At 70.3% G+C, this 21,227-nt stretch carries 21 protein-coding genes and 2 pseudogenes; 9 read left to right on the top strand and 14 right to left on the bottom strand.

From position 1 onward, the window contains the following. Nucleotides 1-507 (bottom strand): annotated as a pseudogene (locus GU5_RS0109535) (hypothetical protein); the annotation flags it as partial. 631 nt (nt 508-1,138) lie between these two features. Here GU5_RS0109535 and GU5_RS0109530 point away from each other — a divergent pair. The 6 genes from GU5_RS0109530 (at nt 1,139) to GU5_RS0109500 (ending at nt 5,885) form a co-directional block, all read left to right on the top strand. After that, a complete protein-coding gene (locus GU5_RS0109530; RefSeq protein WP_010525353.1) occupies nt 1,139-2,455 on the top strand; it encodes a HEPN domain-containing protein in 1,317 nt (438 codons plus the stop codon). Between the two features lie 251 nt (nt 2,456-2,706). Next, a complete protein-coding gene (locus GU5_RS0109520; protein ID WP_010525352.1) occupies nt 2,707-3,339 on the top strand; it encodes a SipW-dependent-type signal peptide-containing protein in 633 nt (210 codons plus the stop codon). Then, nucleotides 3,336-3,968: a SipW-dependent-type signal peptide-containing protein gene (locus GU5_RS15090; protein WP_010525351.1), complete on the top strand. Its 633-nt coding sequence runs from the start codon at nt 3,336-3,338 to the stop codon at nt 3,966-3,968. The genes GU5_RS0109520 and GU5_RS15090 overlap by 4 nt, the downstream gene beginning before the upstream one ends. Before the next feature lie 8 nt (nt 3,969-3,976). Then, nucleotides 3,977-4,600, top strand: coding sequence for a S26 family signal peptidase (locus GU5_RS15085; protein WP_010525350.1), 624 nt, complete (start codon nt 3,977-3,979; stop codon nt 4,598-4,600). Beyond that, nucleotides 4,597-5,340, top strand: a complete 744-nt coding sequence (locus tag GU5_RS0109505; RefSeq protein WP_139084409.1) for a hypothetical protein — start codon at nt 4,597-4,599, stop codon at nt 5,338-5,340. Before GU5_RS15085 ends, GU5_RS0109505 begins: the two co-directional genes overlap by 4 nt. Beyond that, a complete protein-coding gene (locus tag GU5_RS0109500; RefSeq protein WP_010525348.1) occupies nt 5,337-5,885 on the top strand; it encodes a hypothetical protein in 549 nt (182 codons plus the stop codon). Before GU5_RS0109505 ends, GU5_RS0109500 begins: the two co-directional genes overlap by 4 nt. Nucleotides 5,886-5,918: 33 nt before the next feature. On the opposite strand, the gene GU5_RS15080 is transcribed toward GU5_RS0109500, so the two are convergent. The 9 genes and pseudogenes from GU5_RS15080 to GU5_RS0109450 form a co-directional block, all read right to left on the bottom strand. Continuing rightward, the gene (locus GU5_RS15080) at nt 5,919-6,644 is read right to left on the bottom strand and encodes an HTTM domain-containing protein (protein ID WP_010525347.1); all 726 of its coding nucleotides are present in this window, start codon (nt 6,642-6,644) and stop codon (nt 5,919-5,921) included. Between the two features lie 7 nt (nt 6,645-6,651). After that, entirely contained in the window at nt 6,652-7,059 is a 408-nt protein-coding gene (locus GU5_RS0109490; RefSeq protein WP_010525346.1) for a hypothetical protein, read from the bottom strand. A gap of 1 nt (nt 7,060) precedes the next feature. Then, nucleotides 7,061-7,777 (bottom strand): annotated as a pseudogene (locus GU5_RS17655) (DUF5819 family protein). Nucleotides 7,778-7,997: 220 nt separating this feature from the next. Then, nucleotides 7,998-10,715 carry a choice-of-anchor G family protein gene (locus GU5_RS0109475; RefSeq protein WP_158217725.1) on the bottom strand — a complete coding sequence of 906 codons (2,718 nt, stop codon included), beginning with the start codon at nt 10,713-10,715 and terminating at the stop codon, nt 7,998-8,000. Between the two features lie 305 nt (nt 10,716-11,020). Next, on the bottom strand, nt 11,021-12,307 hold the full coding sequence (locus GU5_RS0109470) for an adenylosuccinate synthase (protein ID WP_010525342.1): 1,287 nt from the start codon (nt 12,305-12,307) through the stop codon (nt 11,021-11,023). Nucleotides 12,308-12,452: 145 nt separating this feature from the next. Continuing rightward, nucleotides 12,453-12,998 carry a DUF421 domain-containing protein gene (locus GU5_RS0109465; RefSeq protein WP_010525341.1) on the bottom strand — a complete coding sequence of 182 codons (546 nt, stop codon included), beginning with the start codon at nt 12,996-12,998 and terminating at the stop codon, nt 12,453-12,455. 9 nt (nt 12,999-13,007) lie between these two features. Further along, on the bottom strand, nt 13,008-13,616 hold the full coding sequence (locus GU5_RS15985; RefSeq protein ID WP_202797594.1) for a DUF421 domain-containing protein: 609 nt from the start codon (nt 13,614-13,616) through the stop codon (nt 13,008-13,010). A 137-nt stretch (nt 13,617-13,753) separates the two neighbouring features. Beyond that, nucleotides 13,754-14,398, bottom strand: a complete 645-nt coding sequence (locus tag GU5_RS0109455) for a thymidine kinase (RefSeq protein WP_010525339.1) — start codon at nt 14,396-14,398, stop codon at nt 13,754-13,756. Between the two features lie 115 nt (nt 14,399-14,513). Beyond that, nucleotides 14,514-14,939 (bottom strand): DUF3151 domain-containing protein, encoded by a 426-nt coding sequence (locus GU5_RS0109450; RefSeq protein WP_010525338.1) that lies wholly within the window; start codon nt 14,937-14,939, stop codon nt 14,514-14,516. Between the two features lie 171 nt (nt 14,940-15,110). Here GU5_RS0109450 and GU5_RS0109445 point away from each other — a divergent pair, with 171 nt between their 5' ends. Beyond that, nucleotides 15,111-15,854 (top strand): hypothetical protein, encoded by a 744-nt coding sequence (locus GU5_RS0109445; protein ID WP_010525337.1) that lies wholly within the window; start codon nt 15,111-15,113, stop codon nt 15,852-15,854. A gap of 98 nt (nt 15,855-15,952) precedes the next feature. Here the strand turns inward: GU5_RS0109445 and GU5_RS0109440 are convergent, their stop codons facing one another. Together GU5_RS0109440 and GU5_RS15980 are read right to left on the bottom strand one after the other, a co-directional pair. Continuing rightward, nucleotides 15,953-16,642 (bottom strand): response regulator transcription factor, encoded by a 690-nt coding sequence (locus GU5_RS0109440; RefSeq protein ID WP_010525336.1) that lies wholly within the window; start codon nt 16,640-16,642, stop codon nt 15,953-15,955. After that, nucleotides 16,639-17,820: a sensor histidine kinase gene (locus GU5_RS15980; RefSeq protein ID WP_010525335.1), complete on the bottom strand. Its 1,182-nt coding sequence runs from the start codon at nt 17,818-17,820 to the stop codon at nt 16,639-16,641. Before GU5_RS15980 ends, GU5_RS0109440 begins: the two co-directional genes overlap by 4 nt. Nucleotides 17,821-18,099: 279 nt before the next feature. Between GU5_RS15980 and GU5_RS0109430 the strand changes: the two genes are divergently transcribed. Beyond that, nucleotides 18,100-19,197, top strand: a complete 1,098-nt coding sequence (locus GU5_RS0109430; RefSeq protein ID WP_010525334.1) for an ABC transporter permease — start codon at nt 18,100-18,102, stop codon at nt 19,195-19,197. 47 nt (nt 19,198-19,244) lie between these two features. After that, a complete protein-coding gene (locus GU5_RS0109425) occupies nt 19,245-19,970 on the top strand; it encodes an ABC transporter ATP-binding protein (protein ID WP_033228114.1) in 726 nt (241 codons plus the stop codon). On the opposite strand, the gene phnE is transcribed toward GU5_RS0109425, so the two are convergent. Continuing rightward, nucleotides 19,900-20,901, bottom strand: a complete 1,002-nt coding sequence (gene phnE / locus GU5_RS0109420; protein ID WP_010525332.1) for a phosphonate ABC transporter, permease protein PhnE — start codon at nt 20,899-20,901, stop codon at nt 19,900-19,902. The two genes, GU5_RS0109425 and phnE, sit on opposite strands and share 71 nt — an antisense overlap. Further along, on the bottom strand, nt 20,898-21,227 hold a 330-nt coding region (locus tag GU5_RS0109415), incomplete at its 5' end, for an ABC transporter permease (RefSeq protein ID WP_010525331.1). The genes GU5_RS0109415 and phnE, both read right to left, overlap by 4 nt.

Below are 21,227 nucleotides of genomic sequence, written 5' to 3'. Positions count from 1 at the left end.
CGTCGACGGGGTCGTCGACGGGGTCGTCGACGGGGTCTCGACGGGGTCGTCGACGGGGGTCTCGGAGGGGGTCTCGGAGGGGGTCTCGGAGGGGGTCTCGGAGGGGGTCTCGGAGGGGGTCTCCGAAGGAGGAGCGTCATAGCAGAAGACGATATTGCTGATCGCCGGCGGTGCTCCGACGTCGATCGACCCTGAGGCTCCTCCGGAGTGCACAGTGGTGCCGGGGCCGGCTTTGACCAGGATCCCGGCCGTGTCCGGGGCACTGGTGAAGGTGAAGACTCCGACGTCCTCGGAGTCGTCTCCTTCGCCCTCGTCCAGGGTCACGGTGAGCATCAGATCCGCGTCGGTCGGCTCCCAGGGCCCGTCGCCGGGGTAGGTGTAGGTGCCCGCGGCGCCGGTGTCGAGCTTGACGCCCCAGTCGAAGCCTGCCTCCTGGCATTGCGTCGTGGCCGCGCCCTGAGGCTGCGACGAGACCGTGCTGACCCCCAGGGCGGCGGAAGCGGTCAACGTCACTCCGGCCATCCCGACGATGACGGCGGCTGGGAGTGCATGATTTCTCCATGCAGTACGCATTGCACTGGTCCTCTCATCCGAACAGGTGTGGTCCGCCGACCGTGGATGGACCGGCGGAGGGACCCAGTTCGGATGCCCCGTTCTGGAGTGCGATGGTCCAGTGCGCTGCGTCGCCACGGATGCCCCGTGGCTGCACTGTGATCAGCATCAGAATAGGCCTCGATTCGACCCCACGACAAGACCAGCTTTCTCAGCGGATGAAGACGACGCTTTCTCCAGGCATCATGCGAAGACATTGACCGCGGCCGAATGTTTATAGATCAATCAATAATTTACCCCTGACACTCCGGACACTTCTGTCCGGACAGCAGCTCATGTCCCCCGGAGGGCACCCCCAGGCCATCTCGATATCCCTTTATGGAGCGGAACTTCGTGCCGACACACTGAACGACAGAGAACGCGAAACGTCGCTCGTGAATGCATCGATTCACGACGTTTCGACGCACATTCCATAGGCTCCGCATCGTTGCCTGGAAGAAGATTTCGGAGGATGATGTGAGAAGAGATCGATGCTGGCCCATCAGGCCCACGGGTCGGCGTCGACCGCGCCGACGAAGGGGCGGAGATGAAGCAGCAGGCTGAACACCTCAGCGGCGTCTGGTGGCGCCCTGCTGCTCCCGACCGCCGGTGGCATGGGGCGCTGACCGTCGACGGATCCGACGGCGGCCGGCTCGTCGTCCTCTCCCGGCCGTTCTCCTCCGAGGAGACCCCCGCACCGCCGCCCGACTGCCGCGACGAGACATTGGTCGGCGTCGCCCGCTCCCGGCCGGTCACCCTGTTGGGCTGCACGATGCGCGGCTCCTCCGGAACGTGGACCGACCGCTCCGATCCGCCCACGCGTGAGGTCGTCGCTCGAGAGGTCCTGCTGGGCATCGGCGCGGGCACCCCGGAGACGCTCCGGGTCCACAGCGCCTCTGCGGTCATCCCTGAGCTCGCCGTCTGGATGGCACGCCAACCGTCCGGGCCCCACGGCTGGGGCCGCGACGCTGCGCAGCTCACGGTCGACGACGCGGCCGCGGGCGCTGAGGAGCGGACGACGCAGGGACCAGAACCGAGGATCGGGCCGGCCGGAGACGGTCTGGCCCCGCACCGGCGCCGGATCGAGATCGTGACCGAGCCGGTGGTCGCCGTCGACGTCGACGGGAGACCCGTCACCCAGGTGCGCGCCACCGTCACTGCCGTCGACGGCATCACACTGGCCGAGGCACGGATGCAGCTGTGCGCGGTGCAGGAGCTGGCCTCCCTCATGACGCAGACTCCTCCGACGCCGCTCTGGGTACTGGCCGACCCGGTCGCCGACGGGCCCGCTCATCACGCCGGACCGGTCGAGTGGTGCTGGCGGCAGGTGGCTCCGGGCGACGGCGTCGCGGACCTCGACACGCGGCCCGCCTCGTCGCAGAGTGAGCGCACACCGCTCGCCGACGTGCTTCCGGCGTGGCAGCGGATGCGTCAGGAGCACCGTACGGCGCTGGACCTGCTGCTGGACGAGCTCCACACGCCCCACCGCACCCCGCAGATGCACCTGTTGGCCCTCGTCGCAGCGGCCGAGGCGTTCTTCGCCAGCTCGGTCGACGATTCCCCGCGGCGGAGGAAGGACACCACGCTGCGCATGAAGCTGCGGCATCTGGCCGACCGCGTCATCATCGCGGACGGCACGTCGAACTCACCCGTCGCCGACTGGGCCGAACAGGCGGCCCGAGCCCGCAACTCGCTCACCCACGGAGACGAGTCGCACTCTCCCGCCCAGCTCGCCGTCCTGGCCCGCGCCACGACTGAGGTGCTGATGCTCAACGTGCTGACAGGCCTCGGAGTGCCGTCATCGGGACTTCCGCAGAATCTGGCGGCGGATGCCCGGGCCGTCCGAGCCGCCTGCCAGGACTGAACGACGGGTCCCGGCGAGCGCGTTCGACCACGAGAGACGTCTCATCCCGCCGCACCCCGAACGAGCCCGCATCGCCCGATTACTCCTGCTCCGCCGACTCCGCCGACTCTTGCCGGGTATGATGCTGACGACTAGATTGCGATGAGCAGGATGTCGAGCCTGCGGCGCGTCGGAATCATGCGCTGGTCGACGTCCGGCGACTGCCCGCGGACGATCCGCCGGGCTTCCATCGAGTGACGAGGGGATCTCTCATGACCGACGCCGCTTCTGCGTCCGGAAAGACCACCGCCCGCCGCCGCGTCCAAGCGGTGCTCGCCGGAGGCCTGGTCCTCGGCGTCGGCGCCGCGGTGACGCTGGCCTCCTGGAACGACTCGGAGTTCGCCGACGGCATCTTCGGCTCCGCGGCCTTCAACCTCGAGGGCTCCACGGACGGCACCTCCTACACCGACCACGCCTCCGCCGATGCGGCGGCGACGCTGGACTTCTCCGCGGACAACATGACCCCGGGGCAGACGGTCCACACCCCGTTCTGGGTCCGGCTGGACGCCGACACCACTGTGGACGGCACCATCGAGGCCGCCGACGGCATCGGCATCACCGAATCCAGCGGCACGAACACCGCGAACCTCTCCTACGAGGTCACCGCGGATCCGGACTCCTGCGACGCCGCCGGCGCGGCCACCGGCACCTCGGTGGCCTCCGGCGCGGACCTGAACACCGGCTCCGGCAGCACCTCGACCATCGACCTCACCGCCGGCGAGGACGCGGCGGGAACGCCGGTGCAGCTCTGCTTCGCCGTCACCGCGGCCGAAGAGGAGTTCGCCCAGGGTGACACCACCGAGGTCACCTGGGAGGTCCTCGCGACCTCGGTCGACAATTCGTGATCGGCCGGGCGGCGCGCGCCCGGCATGAGACTCCGCGCTCACGCCGCCGTGCTTCGACGAAGGTCCGGGCGCTGCTGGCCGGTGGGCTGGTGCTCGGCGTGGGAGCGTCGACGACTCTGGCGGCCTGGAATGACTCCGAGCACCTCGGCGGCACCGTCACCGCCGGGCACTTCACTCTGGAGGGATCGACCGACGGGTCCTCGTACTCGACGTCGACGACGGACTCACCGCATGCGGTGAGCTTCTCCGCCGCCGACGCGCTGATTCCCGGCGCGCAGAGCTACGCCTTCTTCAGCGTGCGCACCGCTGCCGGCTCGGCCGGCGGCGAGCTGCAGGTCCAGGGCGACGACGGCAACGTCGGCGCACTGCCCGATGCGCTGACCTACGCCGTGCGGACCGTCTCGGGCACCGCCTGCGACGCCGCGTCCTTCTCCTCCGGCACCGAGGTCGTCACCCGCGGCACTGCGGTGAGTGCCGATGCGCAGACCGCGCAGTCAGTGGAGGCCGACAGCGGCTCGGCGGTGAACTACTGTCTGGAACTGACGCTCTCGGCCGAGGCCCCGAACGAGGTCCAGGGCGAGTCAGCGACACCGGTCTGGCACGTCGTCGGCACCACCTCAGGCGGATGAGGCCCTCCATGCGGACTTCCCTGCGCCGGCTTCGCCGGCTGATGGTCGAGCTGCTGCTCTGGGGCGCGGCTCTGGCCGGGCTGACCGCGATGGTGCTGGTGATCTGCGCCCACGCCTTCGGGCTCTCGCTGATCCTCTTCCGCACCGGGTCGATGGAACCTGCCATTCCGCAGGGCGCGGCATCCCTGGTGCAGGAGATCCCGGCGTCCGAGGTCGCCGTCGGCGACGTGGTGACCGTCGACCGCGCCGGCCGGCTGCCGGTGACCCACCGTGTGACCTCGGTGGACGACGGTGAGGAGCCCCAGGAGCGGATCATCACCATGCAGGGCGACGCCAACGCCGCGGAGGATCCGGAGCCCTACACCGTCACCGAGGTGCGTCAGGTGCTCTGGTCCGCGCCGGGGATGGCCGAGCCGATCCACCGGCTCTCCGATCCGTGGGTGATGGGGACGGTGACGGTCGGCGCGGCGCTGCTGGTCGGATGGGCCTTCTGGCCCCGGCGCCCGGACGACTCCGACGGTCCGGACGACGACGAGAGCGATGGAGACCAGCAGCACGACGTCGGCGCGCCGCCGCGCTCCACCGTCCAGCTCGCCCGCCCACGGCATGCCGCCCCCAGGCGGTCGTCGTGATGATCGGCGTCCTCGGCCTCATGACGCCGGCGACGGCGGCCGAGCCCGCCGAGGCGGCGATCGCGCCGTCGAACCGCGCTGACGCCGGGGTCGAGATCATCACCGGCGAGCATCTCGAGCTGGTCTCGGTGCTGCCGCCGAACGCCGCGCAGCAGCTGGCCCCGGGGGACGCCGCCGTGTGGGAGCTCGGCATCTCGGCCGAGGCGCCGTCTCCGGGGGCCGTGCGCACCGGGCTGAGCCTCAGCGGTCAGGTGCCCCTGCACGTCGTCGTTGAGTCCTGCGACGAACCGTGGGGCGGCACGCCGCGCGTCGTCGAGCCGGTACGTTCGGCGGCCGCCGAGGCGACCTCCTGCACGAGCGGCCGGCGGACGCTGCTGGAGGGGACGACGCTCTCCCCCGACGGCGAGGACCGGCGACGTCTCGCCGAGCACGCTGCCGAGGAGCAGCGCTGGCTGCGCTTGCAGGTCTCGCTGCCCGAAGGCGCCGGAGACACTGCCCCGAGCCTGACCTCGCGGCTGCGGGTCCACGTGGCGGGCGAGGGCGAGTCCCTCTCCGTCGCCCCGGACGACGCCCCCTCCCCCACGCCGGCTCCCGACGACGGCCGGCTGGCCACCACTGGTGCCCCGCTGCTGGTCGTCGCCGCCGCCGGGATGCTGTCCCTCGGGCTCGGGCGACTGCTGATGATGGTGCGGACACGACGGGCCGCGACGGACGAGGCCGGCGACAGGAGGCGGATATGACGCAGCACCGCGGAGCACGGCCCCGTCTGCGACGCCTGCGAGTCGGCGTCGCCGTGGCCGGGGCGCTGGTGATGCTGACGACGGTCGGCGCACCGCAGCCGCCGACGGAGCCGACGACGGTCCGACCGCCGGTGGAGGCCACCGCCGCCCAGTGGACGACCGGCGCCCACGCCCGGGCCGACACGCTGACCGCCGCGACGATGAATCCGCCCTCCCCGGTGGAGTGCCGTCCGCGCGTGCTGCAGCGGCCGCGCATCGTCTGGACCCCGCCGACGAGCGGACCGGCCCCGGAGGGCTACGCCGTCGAGATCCGCCGTCGCGGCGTCCTCTCCCCCGAAGGCCTGATCAGCTCGGAGACCTATGGCCCGGAGACGACGCAGGTCTCGCTGAGCGCGGGCCTGCTCGAGGTGCTCGAGGACCTGCTGGACGTCTCCACGCGGTACTCGATCACCATCCGCACGCTCGGTCCGGGCCAGTGGACCTCGGAGCCGTCGCAGACGGCGGACTTCACCGTCACCCTCGGGCTGGTGCCCAGCTGCGCCTGAGGCCCGCAGAGACCGACGTCGACCAGCCGAGAGTCAGCGGGCCGGCTGTCCCGCGCGTCGCTCCGCGATGGTCTCTCGGCGACGGAGTGGCTGGCCCTCCGGCCGTCCGTCGAGCGGCGGAGAAAGGTCCTCATCGTCGTCGGAGGCGGCCGACGGGCTGCGTCTCCTGACCCGGCGGACGCCGCCCCGAACGGCACGTTCGACGGCCCGCCAGCTGCGATCGGTCACGAAGATCGCGTCGTAGGCCAGCATCGCCAGGGAGAACCACGGGAGCCCCATCAGCACCGCGATGCCGCCGTGCAGGGCGATGACCCCGAGCAGGAAGAGCCGGCGGGTGACCGGGTGCAGCAGCCCCACGGCGAAGAAGAGCTGGACGAAGACCGAGAAGTAGGTCATCACGGTCAGCAGGTATGGATCGGCCGTGACCAGCTCGTTGACGGCCGGGAGGACGCTGAATTCGGGCAGGCTCAGCGGATAGTAGAGTCCGGTCCCGGACTGCCAGAGATCTCCCTGGACCTTGTACAGCGCCGAGGCGGTGTAGAGGATGAAGATCTGGCAGGCCAGGGCGATGAGTGCGCTGTTGTGAATTGCGGCGGTCCACCACCGCGGGAGCACCGGCAGACCATAGTGCAGGCGCCGGAGCACGGACAGCCGGCCCCCGGTTCGTTCGATTCTCCGGCCGCGCGCCCGACGGCGCGCATCGAGGGACCAGTGCTCGGAGATGCTCATGAAGATCAGCAGGGTCAGGCCGATGCGCATGATGTTGTCACCCTGATTCCCGATCAGTCGGGGCGCGCTCGACCAGACCGGTCATCCCCAGCACCAGCAGCACGTTCATCACCCGCGTGCGCCAGCCCAGCACGAAGGCCACGGCGACAGCGATCAGGGCGAGGTACTCCAAAGTGAAGACCAGCGGCGAGTCTGTCGCGAAGAGTCCGGTCAGAACGTCGAAGTCGCCGGTCTCCCGCATAGGTTCGACCCAGAACGAACCGGGGCCCCAGACGACGTGGCGCGCCGGGAAGCTGCTCAGCAGGATCCCCAGCGCTCCGATGCCGACCAGGACGCGGGTCGCGGCGAGTCCCCTCAGTGCGCGACGCTCGCTCAGCATCCAGTGCTCCAGGGCACGGATCCAGGAGAGGACCGGGGCCAGGACATGGAGACGCAGCAGGTCCATCTCAGTCCACCTCCGTGGTCGCGTACTGAGCGAAGAGCTCGAGCTGCTGATCGGTCAGCTCCTGATGGTGCCGCCAACCGTAGTCGCGGTAGGTGATGTCCTGGTCCTCCAGAGTCTCGTCCTGATCGAGCTGATAGGGCGGGACGCGACGGCTTCCGGTCCGATACTGCACGCGGACGATCTCTCCCTGGTCGCCCCAGGTGACGTCGGAGTAGGCGGTCGCGATGAGCGTGGCGGTCGCATCAGCCCGCATGTAGCGGTCGACGGCGCCGGATTCGCCGCCTCCTTCCTCCTCGAGCATGGTGCGCAGCTCGTCGATCGGGGTCTCGAAGAAGTTCGCCGTCAGCAGGTCACGCTGCTCGCTGCTCAGATCGCTGCGAGCACTGTGGAGATAGCTCGCCGTCCGGCGGGAGACCTTCCTGGTGCGCGGAGGCGCCGGGTCACCCTGGACGAGGGCATTCTCGATATCTGTGACGCGGGCTCACTCGGTAGGCTCGCCCTCCCCGGTCTCGGAGTCGACGACGAAGGCACGGGCCTCGAACACCATGTCGCCGCGCTTGGGAGTCGGTGCGAAGAGGGACCATCCCTGCTGGAACCAGGGATGGACGTATTCACGAACCCGGTCGTAGCCGACGGCGTCGCGGAAGGCGGTGCTGGGCGCCACCCAGAGACCGATGATCAGCGTATGGGCCAGGACGACGGCGAGAAGCGGCCACATGACCACGCGGGCGATGCGCGGGGCTCGGGAACCGGATTCAGGTCCCGCTGCAGGCGGCGCCGCCGCTCGGTCATCAGGTGCGTGCAGGTTCATAGTCTCTGGGAGGCCTTGATCGATGGGGAATCTGGCAGGGACCGTCTCTTGAGACGACCGCTGGCGACGCCATCACCCTACCGGGAGATGACGTCGCCAGCGGTCATCGATTCAGCTCACCATATGGTCAGCTCATGCGCCGTTCCTTGGCGTAGCCGACGATGCCGACGCCCACCACCAGGAAGAGCAGCGCCATCAGGCCGAGGCCGATAGCTCCGGTCGGACCGGTGACGGCCAGACCATCGTCTGAGCCGCCGTCAGAGCCGGCGCCCGGATCGACGGTGCCGTCACTGTCAGTGCCCAGACCGCTCGACTCCGTCACCGTGAGGGTGGCGGACTCGGAGACGCTCGGGTCCTGGTCATCCGTGGCGGTGACGGTCAGCTCACCCGGGTCAGTGCCCTCGGGCACCGTCCACTCCTCGGTGAAGCTGCCGTCCTCCTCGACCTCGACGCCCTCGATGGTGTCGACGATGTCGCCGTTCTCGTCGGTGATCTCGACCGTCACCGTGGTGTCCGGGTCGAAGTTCTCACCGCCGACGGTGACGTCGTCACCGGGAGCCGCCGTGTCCGGGTTGACCGTGACGGACGGCTCGTCCGTCGCGTCCTCATCCGAACTGTCGGTCTCGGTGCCGTCGGTCTCCGTGCCGTCGGTCTCCGTGCCGTCGGTCTCCGTGCCGTCGGTCTCCGTGCCGTCGGTCTCCGTGCCGTCGGTCTCCGTGCCGGAACCGTCAGTCACCGTCAGCGGCGTCTGAGCCGACTCACCGGTCTCGTCGTCGGTGACGACGACCGTGTAGTCACCCGGCTCCGTGCCCTCCGGCACCGGCAGCTCCTCAGTGAAGTTGCCCTCACCGTCGGTGTCGACGGTGATGGACTCGCCCACCGGGTTGCCGTCGGCATCCTCAAGCTGAACCGTGGCGGTGTTGTCCGGGGTGTAGCCCGTGCCCTCGACCGTGGTCGAGTCACCAGCCGGCACCTCAGTCGGGTCCACCGTCACTGCCGGATCGATCGCCGAGTCAGCCCCGGTGACCGTCAGAGCAGCCTCAGCCGTCTGAGAGGAGGTGTCGTCGGTAGCGACGATCGTGTAGTCACCCGGGGTGGTGCCCTCGGGAACCGTCAGGTCCGTCGAGGTGAGCATGCCGTCAGCATCGGTGGCCACGTCCTCGATCGGGTCGCCCACCGGATTGCCCTCGGCGTCCTGCAGCTGCAGCGTCGCCGTGCTGTCCGGGGTGAATCCGGTGCCGTCCACCGTGGTCGCGTCACCAGCAGGCACCTCCGACGGGTCCACCGTGATCTCCGGGCTGACCGGCGCGACGAGCGTGCCACGCACGGTCGAGGAGGCCAGGTCGACCGTGGCCAGCGGCTGGCTCGGCAGCAGCGACACCTGCACGGCGCGCACCGTGGAGGAGCCCTCGCCCAGGTCGCCGGTCTCCGGCTGGACGTTGACCAGGACGGTCACGACCTGGTTCACGATGTCCAGCACCGGTCCGACGACGTCCTCGGAGAGGTTGCAGGTGATGCCATCGACGGTGCTCTCCAAGTCATCGGTGAGGAACGTCAGCGAGTCGCCGAGCAGGCCGCCGACGGTGTTGAGCACCAGCGTGCCCAGCTCGTCGACGCTGTCCAGCCCCAGAGCGCTCAGGATGGTGCGGATGGCGCCCGTGCTGTCCACGGTGACGAGGTCCGGGTTGCTGCCCTCGAGCACCTCGCCCAGCGTGCCGTCCAGAGTCACCGTGACGCTGCCGGCGATCGTCGCATCGATCGTGGTCGTCACCGCGAGATCCGTCGCCGAGACCGTGTCCCGCAGGTTCTGGACGACCTCGGTGACGGCGTCGGTGATGGCCTGGGTGATCCCGTCGGAGACGGCCGCGACGACCGGGCCGCTGAGCAGCTCGGAGTTCGCCGGCATCTCGTTCAGGTTCGGCAGGTCCGGGTTCGCCGCCAGGAGACTCTCCAGGTCGACGGTCACCGCACCGCTGGTCAGGTCCACGGTCACGCCGCTGCTCTCACCGACGACGCTGTCCGGCAGCGTCTGCGTCAGGTCCGGCGGAGTGAAGTCCACGTTGGTCTCCACACCTGCGATGCCGAGGTTGATTGACGCGTCCAGCGCGTCGGAGATCGAGCCGCTCAGCCCGTCCAGCGTGCCCTGCACGCCGTCGACGGTCGTCAGCAGCTCGTCGTAGACCCCGCCGACTGCCGGGCTCTCGAAGTTCAGCGTCGCGCCGGCGACGTCGTAGTTCGACGTCGGCTCGCCGCCCTCGATCTGCTCGATGCTCGAGGAGACGGCGCCCAGCTCCAGGCTCAGGTCGCTGACGAGACCGTCAGCTCCGAGCCCGGACAGCAGCGGCGTCAGGGTGATGCTGGCGTCGGACGGGAACTGCTCGGAGCCCCCGACGGAGATCGCGCCCTGGTCGCTGACGGCGCCGGAGGCGGCGCGCGCGTCGCCTCCGTCCTGCGCCTCGCCGTACTGGTTGACGGCCCCGAGCTGGATCAGCCCGTTGTCGCCCAGCAGCTGCAGCGAGTCGCCGAGGTCCACGTCCAGCGCGTTGAGCACCTCGGCGCCCAGCGGGTTGGTGACGACCGGGTTCTCTCCGCTCGGGTTCTCGGCATATGCGCCGGAGATTTCGGCGACGTCGTCGAGGTCGATTCCTGCCGCCTGCCCGCCGAGGAACTTGCCGAGCCCCTCCGAGTCGTCAGTCGGCGCAGCGTGGGCCGGTCCGGCCCCGCTGATGGTCAGCCCTGTGGCCAGGATCGCCGTCGAGGCGAAGGCGATGCAGCGCTTCAACAGGCCGCTCTGCGGCTTGTCGGGCGTCGCCCCTGGCTCACGGGCGGTCTTCGGCTCCCTCATGGAAGCTCCCCTCCCTGTGTGAGCGATTCTCCCTCGCGCAGACCCTCGGCGTCTGGGAGGACCGAAAGCTCTCGGTCCGTCCCCCACGGGCCATACGCTCAGGTATTTCACATTTGAAATGGCGTGACTCGTGTCACGCATCCATCACGTGCCACAGGGCTGCACCAGAGTTCTTCAAGCTCGCGTTCAGACTCAGCGACTCCCCGAGACGACGTGCGGCGCGAAGCCGGGCTTCAGCCCCGCCTCGCGCCGCACGTCATATCGTGTCATCATCACCCCAGGTCAGCCTGGGGATCTAGGAGCGATCAGTCGATCAGGTCGTGCACCGTGACGACTTCATCGCGCCCCGGACCGACGCCGATCCCGGAGATCCGCGTGCCCGACATCCGCTCCAGGGCCAGCACATAGTTCCGAGCGTTCTCCGGAAGGTCATCCAGAGTTCGCGCATCCGAGATGTCCTCGGTCCATCCGGGGAAGTGCTCGACGATCGGCTTCGCGTGGTGGAACTCGGTCTGGGTCATCGGCATCTCGTCATGCCGGACGCCGTCGACGTCGTAGGCCACGCACACCGGGATCCGCTCGATGCCGGTGAGCACGTCGAGCTTGGTCAGGAAGTAGTCGGTGAACCCGTTGATCCGCGCGGCGTGGCGGGCCATCACCGCGTCGTACCAGCCGCAGCGGCGCGGCCGTCCGGTGTTCACGCCGAACTCGCCGCCGGTCTCCTGCAGGAACTCGCCCCACTCGTCGAAGAGCTCCGTGGGGAACGGCCCGGCGCCGACCCGGGTGGTGTAGGCCTTCACGATGCCGATCGACCGATTGATCCGCGTCGGCCCGATGCCCGCGCCCACCGAGGCGCCGCCCGCCGTCGGATTCGACGAGGTCACGAAGGGGTAGGTGCCGTGGTCGACGTCGAGGTAGGTGGCCTGGCCGCCCTCCATCAGCACGACGTCGCCGCGGTCCAGCGCGTCGTTGAGCAGCAGGGTGGAGTCGACCACCATCGGCCGCAGCCGCTCGGCGAAGGACAGGAAGTACTCGGCGATCTCGTCGACGGCGACCGCACGCCGGTTGTAGAGCTTCACCAGCAGCTCGTTCTTCTGCCGCAGCGCGCCCTCGATCTTCTGCCGCAGGATCGACTCGTCGAAGATGTCCTGCACCCGGATGCCGAGCCGGCCGACCTTGTCCATGTAGGCCGGTCCGATGCCGCGGCCGGTGGTGCCGATGGCGCGCTTGCCCAGGAAGCGCTCGGTGACCTTGTCCATCGTCTGGTGATACGGGGCGACCAGATGCGCGTTGGCCGAGATCCGCAGTCGCGAGGTGTCCGCGCCGCGGGCCTCCAGGCCGTCGATCTCATGGAACAGCGCATCGAGGCTGACCACCACGCCGTTGCCGATCACCGGCGTGGCATTCGGCGAGAGGATGCCGGCGGGCAGCAGCTTCAGCTCGAACTTCTCGCCGCCGACGACGACGGTGTGGCCGGCGTTGTTGCCCCCGTTGGGCTTGACCACGTAGTCCACACGCGAACCGAGCAGGTCGGTCGCCTTGCCCTTCCCCTCGTCGCCCCACTGGGCACCGACGATCACAATGGCTGGCATGTCGCTCCTTCAGGTGCGCCGCGCAGAGCGCGCGGGCAGTCGTCGTCGGCGCCGCCACGGCACCGGCGACGCCCGGGAGAGTCTACCAACCGGGCATGACGACGGCGGCGTCGACGTCGCGCGGATCCACGCCGGGACCGCCCGGTCATCCGCTGTTGCGGTGCAGGTCCTTCTTGCCCACGTACGGCATGAAGGTGGTCTCGTCGCCGGCCGCTCCGGTGGCCACGACGCCGAGCGAGCCGTCCTGCTGCAGGATCACCGCGGCGACGTCGGCCAGGTCGCCGCGGCCCGAACGCCGTGCGGCGGTGTAGATGTCGTCGTCGACCACCTGGTGGCTGCGCATGGCACCGCGCTGGAACTGCCCGCGGTAGTAGAGCAGCACCGGCGGGGCGTCCAGCAGACGCCGGGCGCGGGACGAGCGTCGCCGCACCCAGGCGAAGAGCCACTGCATCAGCACCAGCAGCACCAGGGCGAAGACCACCTGCGAGAGCGGCACCTCCGAGGCGGTGATGCTGCGGCCGAAGGCCGAGCCCATGGTGACCGCGACGACGATGTCGATCGGCGTCATGGACGTCATCGTCCGCGGTCCGGAGATCCGCAGGATGAGCACCAGTGTCAGGTACCCCGCGATCAGGATGATCGCGGTATGCGTGATCGGATACCAGCCTTGCCAGAAGAATGAGAGGTCCATTCTTCGAGGCTACGCCGAGCACCGCCCCGTCCGCTCAGGGGCCGCCTGAGCCGCGGACGAGGTGCTCATGTCAGTCGCTGCACGAAGGGATGGATGCTCGAAGCGTCGTCGAGCCGCTCCTCGCGGATGACTCCCAGTTCCCCCGTCCTGCTGCAGGATGACGGCGCTGATGTCGGCCAGCGAACCGCCTCCGGCCTTGCGGGCGGCGGTGTGGATGTCATCCTCCACCAGCTGGTGGCGCCGCATGGCGCGGGGCTGGAACTCACCCTGGTAGTACACCAGCACCGGCGGCGCGTCGACGATGCGCCGCAGCCGCGGCGAGCGCCGACGGACCCAGGCGAGCAGCCACTGGATCAGCATCAGCATCGCCAGAGCGAGGACCGCCTGGACGACCGGGACGTTCGCGCTGATCACCGCCCCGCCGAAGGTGGAGCCGATGGTGACGGCGATGACGAAGTCCAACGGGGTCATCTGGGCCATGGTGCGCGGCCCGGAGATCCGGATCATCACGGTCAGGGCGAAGTAGCCCACCAGGACCATGACGACGGTGTGGACGGCGGGGTCCCAGCCGTTCCAGAACTCGCCGGGGACTTTCTCGAAGAGCTGTGTCGGTGTCATCGACCGAATCTCGCACGGACGCCGCTCCGTGTCCATCGGCTCCGGGAGGCCGAGGGCGCTCCTGGAGCGGCCAGGCGGCACGGGGGCCTCGGCGGCGCAGAGCAGAGGGCGCAGGCGCCGGAGTGCAGCGGCCGGGGTCAGCCCAGCCGCCCGCCCGACACATGCAGGTAGCAGTCGGCGCAGAGCGACTCGTAGCGTACGTCCTCGCCGTCGATGGCGACCTGGTCGCCGTCGAAGACCACCCGCTCGCCCACCAGCCGCGCGTTGAAGACCGCCTTGCGGCCGCAGCGGCAGATCGTCTTCAGCTCCTCCAGCGCGTGGGCGATGTCCATCAGCCGGGCCGATCCGGGGAAGGAGCGGGTCCGGAAGTCGGTGCGGATGCCGTAGGCCAGCACCGGGACGTCGTCGACGACGGCGATGCGCAGCAGGTCGTCGACCTGCTCCTCGGTGAGGAACTGCGCCTCGTCGACGAGCAGGCAGGCGACCGGCGGGACGTCCCGGGCCAGCCGGACGGCGTCCTCGGCGTCGAAGAGCGAACCCTCGGCGTCGGCGTGGGCATGGCGGGCGAAGAGTCCGCGCAGCCCGGCGTCGGACGGGATGAGGAAGTCCACGCCGCGGGTGACCCCGAGGCGGGAGACGATCTCGTCGGCGCCCTTGGTGTCCAGGTGGGGCTTGGCCAGCAGCACGCGCTGACCGCGCTCCTCATAGTTGAACGCGGCCTGCAGCAGACCGGTGGACTTGCCGGAGTTCATCGCTCCGTAGCGGAAGTAGAGCTTGGCCACTGGCGTCTGATCTCCTCTGTTCACCGCCGGAGCGGGTGCGATGTCCACGTCGCTGACGTGCACGTCGCCGACGACCGGACCCAGTGTAGAGAATCGACGCCGCCGGCCCGGCGCCTCAGCTCTGCAGGCGGGCGATCTCCTCCGCGGCGCTGGAGTCGCAGGCGTCGAGGAAGGACTCGATCCGGTGGACCTCCTCGGTCTCCCCGATCGCCGCGGCGGCCTGGCCGAGGGCCGCCAGCGCCCGCAGGAAGCCGCGGTTGGGCTCATGCGACCACGGGACCGGGCCCGAGCCGCGCCAGCCGGAGCCGCGCAGCGCGTCGAGCCCACGGTGGTAGCCCACGCGGGCGTAGGCGTAGCCCTCCACGCGGTGGCCCTGCGACAGCGCGTCCTCGGCCAGCAGCGCCCAGACCAGCGACGACTCCGGGTGGGCGGCGGCCAGATCCTCCGGCTCCTGGCCGGCGGCCAGCGACTCGGTGACCTCGGGCTCGGCCGGCAGCAGCGTGGGCTCCGGCTCCATCAGGTTCTGTCCGACGATGCTCATCCCGCCATCCTACCGGCGAACCCTCCCCGATCATCGAGTGGGCGATGTGTCGAGGTTCTGCCGCCGATTCCGCGCCGAAACCTCGACACATCGCCCACTCGATGAGGGACAGGGCGGTCGGGACCGCTCGACGCCGGCGCGTAGGATGAACCCCGCCCGCCCACGCCCCCGATGGAGGAGGACCTCCGAGTGAGCCTGCGATTCCAGGAGCTCGCCTGGCACGAGACGCCGATGGGCGAACTCAGCCTGCGGCGCCGCCTCGAGCCATCCCTGAAGGTCGACGTCCACGAGGTGAAGCTCGGCGACGAGTACCTGATGTCGAGCCTGTTCACCGTCGCGGAGGTCGAGCTCGCCCGGCTGGGGCTCGCCGCGCACGACGGCGAGGCGCACGACGGCGACGGGCTCGACGTCGTCGTCGGCGGCCTCGGCCTGGGCTACACCGCCCGCACCGCCCTCGAGGACTCCCGTGTGCGGCGTCTGACCGTCGTGGAGGCCTTCGCCGAGGTGATCGAGTGGCACGAGCGCGAGCTGCTGCCCGACGTCGCCGGACTGGCCGCCGATCCGCGGACGCGGCTGGTGCAGGGCGACTTCTTCGCCATGGTCCGCGGCGAGGCCGGCTTCGGCCCCGAGGCCCCGGAGCGCGGCGTGGACGCGGTGCTGCTCGACATCGACCACTCTCCCCAGCACGTGCTGGACCCCAGCCATGCGAGCTTCTACAGCACCGAGGGCCTGGTTCGGTTGAAACGCCTGCTCGCGCCCGGCGGAGTCTTCGCGCTCTGGTCGGACGATCCGCCCGAGGAGAGCTTCGTGGGCGTGCTGGACCAGACCTTCGACACGGTGCGCGCTCAGGTGGTCACCTTCGACAACCCGCTGACCGGCGGGGAGTCGTCGAACACCGTCTACCTCGCACGGTGAACGGCCCGCCGTCCAGGACCTGGGCAGGACGGACGGGACGACCCGCATCCAGGTGATCTGCCCCTCCCCTGCCGGACGGCGCCGTCCGGGCCGCGGCCCTATGCGCTCCGGATGATCCCGCGCGCTCTCGCCTCGGCCACCGCCGCCGTCCTGTTCTCCGCGCCGAGCTTCCGGTACATATGCACCAGGTGCGTCTTGACCGTCGCGACGCTGATGAACAGCCGGCGGGCGATCTCCTTGTTGGACATCCCCGCGGCGAGCAGCTCGATCAGTTCCACTTCCCGGGTGCTCAACGAAGTCGCCCCGGTCCGCATCCGTCCCATGAGCCGCGCCGCGACCTCCGGCGCCACCGCAGTGCGGCCGGCGGCGGCGTCGCGGATCGCCCGGTGGATGTCCGTCGGCGCGGCGTCCTTGAGCATGTACCCGCTGGCGCCCGCGTCCACCGCCGCCAGGATGTCGGCTTCTGTGTCATAGGTGGTCAGGATCAGCACCGGCAGATCCGGGCACCGCTCACGCAGGCGCCGCGTCGCCTCGACGCCGTCCATCCCCGCCCCCAGCTGCAGGTCCATCAGGACCAGATCCGCCGGCTCCCCGTGGGCCGCGGACCGTGCGACGCGCTCGATCGCGTCCTGGCCGTCGCCCGCCTCGCCGACGACCCGGATGCCCGCGTCCTCGGCGAGCATCGCCCGCAGCCCGGCCCGGACCACGGGGTGGTCATCCACCAGCACGATGCGCAGCCGCTGCTCCGCCGAGGCCGACACCGCGTCGGACCCTGCCGCCCCGGTCACGAGACCTTCTCCGCCGGGACCGGAGTCGACGGGAGGCGCGCCGTGACCGTCGTCCCCTCGCCGGGGGCCGATTCCACGGCGAAAGTCCCGCCCTGGGCGACGACCCGCTCCCGCAGAGATCGCATTCCGTATCCGGTGCCGTCGTTCCGCGCCGCGCCGTCGGCCGCGGCCCGGTCGGCGTCGAAGCCGATGCCGTCGTCGACGACGTCCACCAGCAGCTCGTCCTCCACGAAGGTCAGCGTGACGACGGTTTCGCCGGCCCGCGCATGGGCGAGCACATTGGCCAGGCTGGCCTGCACGACCCGCAGAACCACGAGAGCCTGTCCGCCGGAGACCGGCCGCGGCTCCCCCTCCACATGCAGTCTGCACCGCAGCTCGGCGCCGCTCGCCGCGGCCTGCGCCTCGATCTGACGGCACGTGCCGCGCAGCTCGTCGAGCATCGCCGGCTCCCGCTGCTGCCCGGTCTGCAGCGCGGCGACGAACCGTCGGGCCTCCTGCAGGTTCTCTCCGGCGGTCCGGCGCACCGTGCTCACCTGGTCCTGGGCATCCTCGACGGCCCCGGACTCCAAGCTGGACGACGCGGCGCGGCTCACCAGCACGATGCTGGAGAGCCCTTGGGCGAGGGTGTCGTGGATCTCACGCGCCAGACGCTCCCGTTCGGCGAGCGCCCCGGCGGTCCGCTGCGAGTCAGCCAGCTGCTCGCGCGTGCGTCGCAGGTCCTCCAGGGTCTCGCGCAGTGCGCGGTTCTCCCGGTGCAGGACCCGGTACGCCTGAGCCATCAGCACGGCGAACACCGCCCCCGTCGCCGGGCCCACCACAGTGGCCGCATGCGCACCACCGGGCTGATGCCAGAGGACGACCGCCACGGAGGCGGTGAGCACCGCGATCACGGGGACCCCGACCGCGGGCCGGAGCAGATGGAGATGGAGGAAGAAGAGCGGGAACGCCAGCCACGCGAAATCCGAGGCCAGACACAGCAGCACCGCCCAGAGGAGAGTCACCGTCGCCAGCCAGATCAGCGCGAGTCCTCTGCCCGGCGCCCGGACGGCCCCCTCGGCGGCACGCTTCTCCACCAGGGTCCCGCCCAGATAGACGACGGCGAAGACCGCCGCGACCGGCATCACCACGCTGCGGTGCACCAGGTCGGCCTCGCCGTCGACGACGCGCCCGACCCCCACCCAGGAGCATGGCCGCGACGCTGATGTGCAGCCCCAGCCGCAGCGCACGCAGGATCACGTCGCCGGACTCGGCACGGCGATCCTCCCCGGACGTCATCATGCTCTCACGGTAGTCGTCCGCCCGCGGTCCCGGATCCACCGAATGGTTGATTCCGCACTCCACCGCATGGCTGCGCAGAGCACCTCCGAGGGCCGATGTGCCGCCGTCGAACCCGCGGGACGGTGGACAGGTACCGGTCGCCGAGGGCGACCGACCCACTCTCGAGGATGTGATGACCGATGTACCTGGCCCTGCGTGAGATCCGCTTCGCCCGTGGGCGTTTCGCCCTGATGGGTTCCGTGGTCGCACTGATCACCCTGCTGCTAGTGATGCTCTCCGGACTCACCTCCGGGCTGGCGCGACAGAACACCTCTGCGCTGGAGGAGCTGCCGGCGGATCTGATCGTCTTCGGCGCAGTGCAGGACGATCCCTCCTATGCGGAGTCCACGGTGACCGCGGAGCAGCAGGAGGTGTGGAGCGGGACCGACGGCGTGGACCGGGCCGACGCGCTGGGCATCTCCCAGGCGCAGATCGAGACCGGCGACGCAGCGGCCGACGGCGCCGCGTCCGTGGCCGTCTTCGGCGTCGGCCCCGACAGCTCCGCCGCCCCCGCGGACGTCCCGTCGGGCGCCCCGGACGACGAGGAGATCGTCCTCTCCGCCGACGTCGCCGAGCAGCTCGATGCCGACGCAGGCGCCACAGTCGCCGTCGGCGCCGAACAGCTGACCGTCGCCGCCGTCGTGCCCGACCAGTGGTACAGCCACACTCCGGTGGTGTGGACCAGTCTCGGGAGCTGGCAGGACATCGCCGCCCGCGGCGACCCCGACAGCTTCGCCACGGTGCTCGCCGCCTCAGGAGGCTCCGGCGCGGAGATCGACGCAGATTCCGCGGACGCCGCGGCCGACACGGAGAGCATGTCCCCGTCGGCGAGTTACTCCGCTCTCCCGTCCTACTCATCGGAGAACGGCTCGCTGACCATGATGCAGGCGATGCTGTATCTGATCTCCGGGCTGGTGATCGCCGCCTTCCTCACTGTGTGGACCGTCCAGCGCACCCGCGACATCGCCGTGCTCAAGGCCCTCGGCGCCTCCACCCGCTACGTCCTCCGCGACGCCCTCGCCCAGGCGCTGCTGGTTCTGCTCGCAGGTGCCGCCCTGGGCGGAGCAGTCGGACTCGTCAGCGGCCTCCTCGCTCGAGAGGCGGCGCCGTTCACCCTCTCGGCGCTCACCACCGTCGCCCCGGCAGGCGGCGTCGTGGGGGTCGGTCTGGTCGCCGCGGCCCTGGCAGTCCGGCGCGTCACCCGAGTCGATCCCATGCTCGCCCTCGGCGGCAGCTGAGACCGTTTCCGAGCCCCTCCGCCCTCACCACCCCGACAGGAGCCTCCATGACCACCCTTCAGACCGCTCACGCCGAACCTGCCCTGGCCCTCGAGAACCTCACTCTGCGTTATCCCGACGGTGCCGACGGAGTGCTCCTCGCGCTGGACGCGGTGGATCTCGCCGTGCATCCGGGGCAGATGCTCTCCCTGGTGGGTCCCTCCGGTTCCGGCAAGTCCAGCCTGCTGGCCGTCGCAGGCACACTGATGCGCCCGAGCGCCGGCACAGTGCGCATCTCGGGAACCGAGACCTCCGGACTGGACGGTCGACGCCTCGACCGCCTCCGCCGTGATTCGATCGGCATGATCTTCCAGCAGCCGAATCTGCTGCCGGCCCTCACAGCACGGGAGCAGCTGGTCATCGCCGAGGATCTGCGCGACGGTTCCCGACGAGCCGCCGGGCGTCGCGCCGACGAGCTCCTCGACGAGGTCGGGCTGACGGAAGTCGGACAGAGGCGCCCCCATGAGCTCTCGGGCGGGCAACGCCAGCGGGTGAACATCGCACGGGCGCTGATGGGTTCCCCGTCAGTCCTGCTGATCGACGAACCCACCGCAGCTCTGGACCATGAGCGGTCCGCGGACATCGTGCGGCTGCTCGCTCGACTGACTCGGGAGCATCGTGTCGCTACGATCATGGTCACCCATGACACCGAGTTCGTGCCCTTCACCGACGCGGTGGCGACCATGCGCGACGGGCGGCTCTCCCCGCCGGCGGCGACGGCGCCCCGTGGATGACCCGGTGGCGGATGAACGAGGAGACCTGGTCCACGGCGATGGTCACCACCACGATCACCACCAGCGCGATGCCGATGCGATCCCAGGCTCGGACGTCGAAGACGGTGCTCAGCAGCGAGCCGATGCCGCCGGCGCCGAGCGTGCCGAGGATCGCCGAGGCGCGGATGTTGACCTCGAAGCGGTAGAGCCAGATCGCGACGACGTCGGGCATCACCTGCGGCAGCACCGCCCAGCGGATCATCTGCGCCTGGTTCGCCCCGGCCGCGCGCGCCGACTCCAGCGGCCCCTCGTCGACGGACTCCACCGCCTCGGAGATCAGCTTCGACAGCGTGCCGATCGCTCCCAGCCCGAGCGCGAAGGCCCCGGCCAGCGCACCGCCGCGCGACCCCACGCCGAACAGCGGGATCATGATCGCGATGGCCAGCACGATCTCCGGGATCGCGCGCAGGAAGGCCAGCACGAAGCGCATCGGGATGTAGACCGGCAGCGGGCTCATGTTCCGGGCGGCCAGGAAGCCGCAGGGCAGCGAGAACAGCGCGCCGAACATCGTCCCGATCCAGGCGATGGCCACCGACTCGACCATCGCCTCGAAGGAGCCGGCCCACCAGCCGCGCACCTCGGCGTCGGGGATCTGGAAGACGCCCTGGGTCATCAGCCGGCCGTACTCGACGATGTGGCCCGGCATCTCCAGCAGCGCCCCCAAGTCCATGCCGGTCCCGGCGAAGGCGGCGATGAAGAGGATGCCGACGGCGATCAGGCCCAGGTGGTGCCCCAGCCTGGAGGGCTTCACCGGTCGGCGGTCCAGGGCGTCGGGGGTCCAGCGCGGGCCCGGGGCCGCGGAGTCGTCGGCGGCCCCGGAGGTCCCGGTCCTCGGCGGGCGCGAGGCCCCGTCCGGCCCGTTCACGGCGTCGCGGGTGTTCCGCACGGTCACAGCAGCCTCCTCCGGATCCACAGCGAGAGCAGGTCGACCAGCAGCACCACCGCCACCAGCGCGTACATCAGCGCGGCGACGTTCTCCCAGGCGAAGCGGTTCATCTGCAGGTTCAACTCCGAGCCGATGCCGCCGACGCCGACGATGCCGATCGCGGCCGAGGCACGGATGTTGAGCTCGAAGACGTAGAGGCCGTAGGAGACGAAGCCCGGCATGATCTGCGGCAGCACGGCGATCCGGTTGCGCTGCCAGAGCCGGGCGCCCACGGCGTCGGCGGCCTCCACCGGACCGGGGGCGATGCCGTCGGTGGTCTCGCCGACCAGCTT

This window comes from Nesterenkonia sp. F (assembly GCF_000220985.1).
In the GTDB taxonomy this organism is placed as follows: Bacteria; Actinomycetota; Actinomycetes; order Actinomycetales; family Micrococcaceae; genus Nesterenkonia.
Note: the sequence above shows the minus strand (reverse complement) of the source record. Positions and strands in the feature narration are given on the sequence as shown.

Excerpts from the sequence above, each read along its gene's own strand:
- GU5_RS0109530 (WP_010525353.1), top strand. The coding sequence starts at position 1,139 with ATGAAGCAGCAGGCTGAACACCTCAGCGGCGTCTGGTGGCGCCCTGCT.
- GU5_RS0109520 (WP_010525352.1), top strand. The coding sequence starts at position 2,707 with ATGACCGACGCCGCTTCTGCGTCCGGAAAGACCACCGCCCGCCGCCGC.
- GU5_RS15085 (WP_010525350.1), top strand. The coding sequence starts at position 3,977 with ATGCGGACTTCCCTGCGCCGGCTTCGCCGGCTGATGGTCGAGCTGCTG.
- GU5_RS0109500 (WP_010525348.1), top strand. The coding sequence starts at position 5,337 with ATGACGCAGCACCGCGGAGCACGGCCCCGTCTGCGACGCCTGCGAGTC.
- GU5_RS15080 (WP_010525347.1), bottom strand. The coding sequence starts at position 6,644 with ATGCGCATCGGCCTGACCCTGCTGATCTTCATGAGCATCTCCGAGCAC.
- GU5_RS0109490 (WP_010525346.1), bottom strand. The coding sequence starts at position 7,059 with ATGGACCTGCTGCGTCTCCATGTCCTGGCCCCGGTCCTCTCCTGGATC.
- GU5_RS0109475 (WP_158217725.1), bottom strand. The coding sequence starts at position 10,715 with ATGAGGGAGCCGAAGACCGCCCGTGAGCCAGGGGCGACGCCCGACAAG.
- GU5_RS0109470 (WP_010525342.1), bottom strand. The coding sequence starts at position 12,307 with ATGCCAGCCATTGTGATCGTCGGTGCCCAGTGGGGCGACGAGGGGAAG.
- GU5_RS0109465 (WP_010525341.1), bottom strand. The coding sequence starts at position 12,998 with ATGGACCTCTCATTCTTCTGGCAAGGCTGGTATCCGATCACGCATACC.
- GU5_RS15985 (WP_202797594.1), bottom strand. The coding sequence starts at position 13,616 with ATGACACCGACACAGCTCTTCGAGAAAGTCCCCGGCGAGTTCTGGAAC.
- GU5_RS0109450 (WP_010525338.1), bottom strand. The coding sequence starts at position 14,939 with ATGAGCATCGTCGGACAGAACCTGATGGAGCCGGAGCCCACGCTGCTG.
- GU5_RS0109445 (WP_010525337.1), top strand. The coding sequence starts at position 15,111 with ATGGAGGAGGACCTCCGAGTGAGCCTGCGATTCCAGGAGCTCGCCTGG.
- GU5_RS0109430 (WP_010525334.1), top strand. The coding sequence starts at position 18,100 with ATGTACCTGGCCCTGCGTGAGATCCGCTTCGCCCGTGGGCGTTTCGCC.
- GU5_RS0109425 (WP_033228114.1), top strand. The coding sequence starts at position 19,245 with ATGACCACCCTTCAGACCGCTCACGCCGAACCTGCCCTGGCCCTCGAG.